This is a genomic window from Pseudomonas sp. RA_35y_Pfl2_P32 (genome assembly GCF_963970735.1).
GTDB lineage: Bacteria > Pseudomonadota > Gammaproteobacteria > Pseudomonadales > Pseudomonadaceae > Aquipseudomonas.
In genome coordinates this window covers 1-454 of record NZ_CAXAQF010000324.1, presented here as the reverse complement: position 1 = coordinate 454, position 454 = coordinate 1, and the positions used below count along the sequence as shown (strand labels likewise).

The following is a 454-nucleotide window of genomic DNA, read 5'->3' as shown; positions in this document are numbered from 1 at the left end:
TGTTGTCGTAGATGCCGCGCAGCGGCACCCCTCCGAAGAAGCCGAAGCCGCGCGCATGCGCGTCAAACACCATCTCCTGCGTCTCACGCGGATACGCCCGGACATAGACAGCCCGCGATGCGCAAAGCCGCACGTGGGCGACCTTCACGCGCATCGGCTTGCCCGCGATCTCCACGTCTTCGTGGCTCCAGTCGAACTGGTACGCCTCGCCAGGATCGAAGCTCAGCGGCACGAATGCGGTCGCTGTCCGCCCCGCCTCCTCGCGTTGCCAGCGACGGGCATGGCGGCGAACGGCATCGTAGCCGCCCTCAAACCCCAGCCCGCGCAGCACCTCGTATAACCTGATCAACGTCAGACGCTCGCGGCGCGGCTTGCGCTCGTTCTCGGCCAGCAGCTGCTCCAGCGCGGCCGCGTGACCGCCCAGCTTCGGCTTGGGTTCTGAAACCCGCGTGTA

General features: G+C 67.2%; 1 pseudogene. It reads right to left on the bottom strand.

Annotated elements, in window-relative coordinates:
• Positions 1-454: pseudogene (locus AACY45_RS28510) on the bottom strand (IS21 family transposase); the annotation flags it as partial.